This window comes from Psychromonas sp. (assembly GCF_041586535.1).
Lineage (GTDB): Bacteria > Pseudomonadota > Gammaproteobacteria > Enterobacterales > Psychromonadaceae > Psychromonas.
Window position 1 is genome coordinate 1 of the sequence record NZ_JBFGZY010000230.1, and the last position, 2,718, is coordinate 2,718.

The 2,718-nt window shown below is 39.5% G+C and carries 2 protein-coding genes; both read left to right on the top strand.

Annotated features, from left to right (window positions below; all coding sequences use genetic code 11):
• Positions 1-187: 187 nt before the first annotated feature.
• The gene (mpl, locus tag ABZA00_RS16835) at positions 188-1,546 is read left to right on the top strand and encodes a UDP-N-acetylmuramate:L-alanyl-gamma-D-glutamyl-meso-diaminopimelate ligase (RefSeq protein WP_372883303.1); all 1,359 of its coding nucleotides are present in this window, start codon (positions 188-190) and stop codon (positions 1,544-1,546) included.
• A 2-nt stretch (positions 1,547-1,548) separates the two neighbouring features.
• The gene (locus ABZA00_RS16840) at positions 1,549-2,169 is read left to right on the top strand and encodes a flavin prenyltransferase UbiX (protein WP_372883304.1); all 621 of its coding nucleotides are present in this window, start codon (positions 1,549-1,551) and stop codon (positions 2,167-2,169) included.
• Positions 2,170-2,718: the final 549 nt, after the last annotated feature.

Genomic DNA, 2,718 nt, shown 5'->3' on the forward strand with positions numbered 1-2,718 from the left:
GATCTATTTAGGCGTAGGAAAAATGGATGAAAGCAAGGCATTGATTGCAGTAACTAGTTGTTCTAATTGCAAAATCAATAACGAAGCTAGCATTCATTTTAACAAGCATAAATGAATAGATAATTATCGGATTTGGTATTAGATTCAGTTATAACAATTAACTTTTTTATTTTACGATTGAGGTTTTATGCATATTCATATTCTCGGCATCTGCGGCACATTTATGGGTGGGGTTGCGATTCTCGCTAAATCTCTGGGTTATAAAGTCACAGGTTCAGATAAAAACGTTTATCCGCCAATGAGTACACAACTGCAGGAGCAGGGAATCGAGTTAATTCAGGGCTTTGATCCCAGTCAGTTAGATCTGAATCCCGACCTGGTGGTTATCGGTAATGCAATGAGCAGAGGAAACCCCTGCGTAGAAGCCGTTCTTGATAGACAAATTCCTTATATTTCCGGACCACAGTGGTTATTAGAGCATGTCTTAAAAGATCGCTGGGTGTTAGCTGTTGCAGGAACGCATGGCAAAACCTCCACCTCAAGTATGCTCGCCTGGATTTTAGATTATGCCAATATGGCTCCTGGGTTTTTAATCGGTGGCGTACCGGAGAATTTTGGATTGTCGGCAAGATTAGGTGAAACTCCCTTTTTTGTTATAGAGGCAGATGAGTACGACAGTGCTTTTTTTGATAAACGTTCTAAATTTGTCCATTACCACCCCCGGACATTAGTGTTAAACAATCTTGAATTTGATCATGCAGATATTTTTGAAGATCTTAATGCTATCAAAAAGCAATTTCATCACCTTGTTAGAACCGTACCTGGCACAGGGAGAATATTTATCCCTAATCAGGATGAGGCGTTGATGTCTGTTAAACATATGGGCTGCTGGAGTGAGGTTGAATATCTGGGTGAAAACTGGTCCTGCAAAAAAGTTAAACAGGATGGCTCTCTTTTTGAGGTGTATTTAAATCAGGAAAAGCAGGGGCAGGTGAATTGGCCGTTAATGGGTGATCATAATGTTAATAATGCACTTGCCGCAATAGCCGCTGCGCGTCATGTTGGCGTTACGCCGGCCATTGCTATTGAAGCGTTAGCTGAATTTAAAAATATCAAGCGCCGCATGGAAGTGAAAGGCAAAGTGAATAATATTACGGTTTATGATGATTTTGCCCATCACCCCACAGCCATTAAAACAACTTTGGCGGGATTACGAGCAAAAGTGGGTAATGAAAAAATTATTGCGGTACTCGAACCTCGTTCGAATACGATGAAACTGGGCGTACATAAAGAAGCCTTAGTAAATGCCTTGTCAGCGGCTGATAGCGTCTATTGTTTTGAGACGGATGATATCAACTGGTCAATTCGGGAATTGTTTGATGAACAGGGTAAAGAAGTTGATATATCAAAGGATATTGAAATCTTATGCAACAAGTTAGCCTCTTGCTCTCAGCCTAACGATCATATACTGATTATGAGCAATGGGGGGTTTGGCAACATCCATCAAAAACTATTGAAACAACTTTCAGAGAAAGTGCAGGCGTAATAATGACGAAAGATAACTTTTTTAAAGAAAAAATTACCTTGGCGGTAACAGGGGCCTCGGGCAGCGGTTACTTCTTAAGACTATTAGCTTCTTTAGTGGAGGCGGATCTGCAGGTTTATTTATTGCTGTCAGATGCCGCGAAAATTGTGTTGAGAACTGAAGAAAATGAAGATTGGCCGGAAAAGATCTCGGAATTGAATCTGTTTTTAGAGAACAGATTCCATGCTAAAACGGGGCAAATAATCGTATTAACCGCAAAAGACTGGTTTTCACCGGTTGCATCTGGCTCATCAGCGCCTGGTAAAATGATTGTCTGTCCATGCAGTTGTGGAACGTTAGCCTCTATTGCTCAGGGGCTATCCAATAATTTAATCCAGCGCGCCGCAGATGTGGTGTTAAAAGAGCGCGGAAAATTGATCGTTATGCCTCGGGAAACGCCTTTCTCAACTATCCATTTACGTAATATGCTGACTCTCTCTGAATTGGGAGTAACTGTGATGCCTTTGGCACCAGGCTTTTATCACCAACCCAAAACGATCCATGATCTGCAGGATTTTATGGTGGCAAGAGTATTAGATCATCTCAATATTCCGCATAAAATCAGTAAACGCTGGTGTGAGTAGTTGTAAAAAATCAAAAAACAGTGAAATTTGTCCGTTTTGTGAGCTTAAATGTAAATGTTTTAATAAGTTGCATTTTATCGTTATAAAACGCTTGCCAAGGATGATCAATTCCCTATAATGCGCATCCACGGAAACGGGAACGACGCAAGTTAATCCGGTTATCGGGAACGAAAGAGGTAGCTTTTTAAACACGTCAAAGTGATTTAAAAAGATAAAGTTTCTTATTTCAGCAAGATTAATTATCCTGGTGAAATATAAAACAAAATACTGTTGACATCGTTCACAGGTTGCGTATGATACGCACCTAGCCGAAAGGCACGCTCTTTAACAATTTAATCAAACAATCTGTGTGGACATTCATTGTTGATATGATTTCAAATAAGTCCTAGTTACTAGGCACTATATCAATAGAATGACACACGAATTAATTCATTAATAACAATGAAAGGTGTTTATCTTTCAATGATTAACGTAGCGAATGAACTTGTTCAATCGCAGTTAATTCAGAATAACAAAAGTATTTCGGTACTTTAGTTTTAGTCATTAATA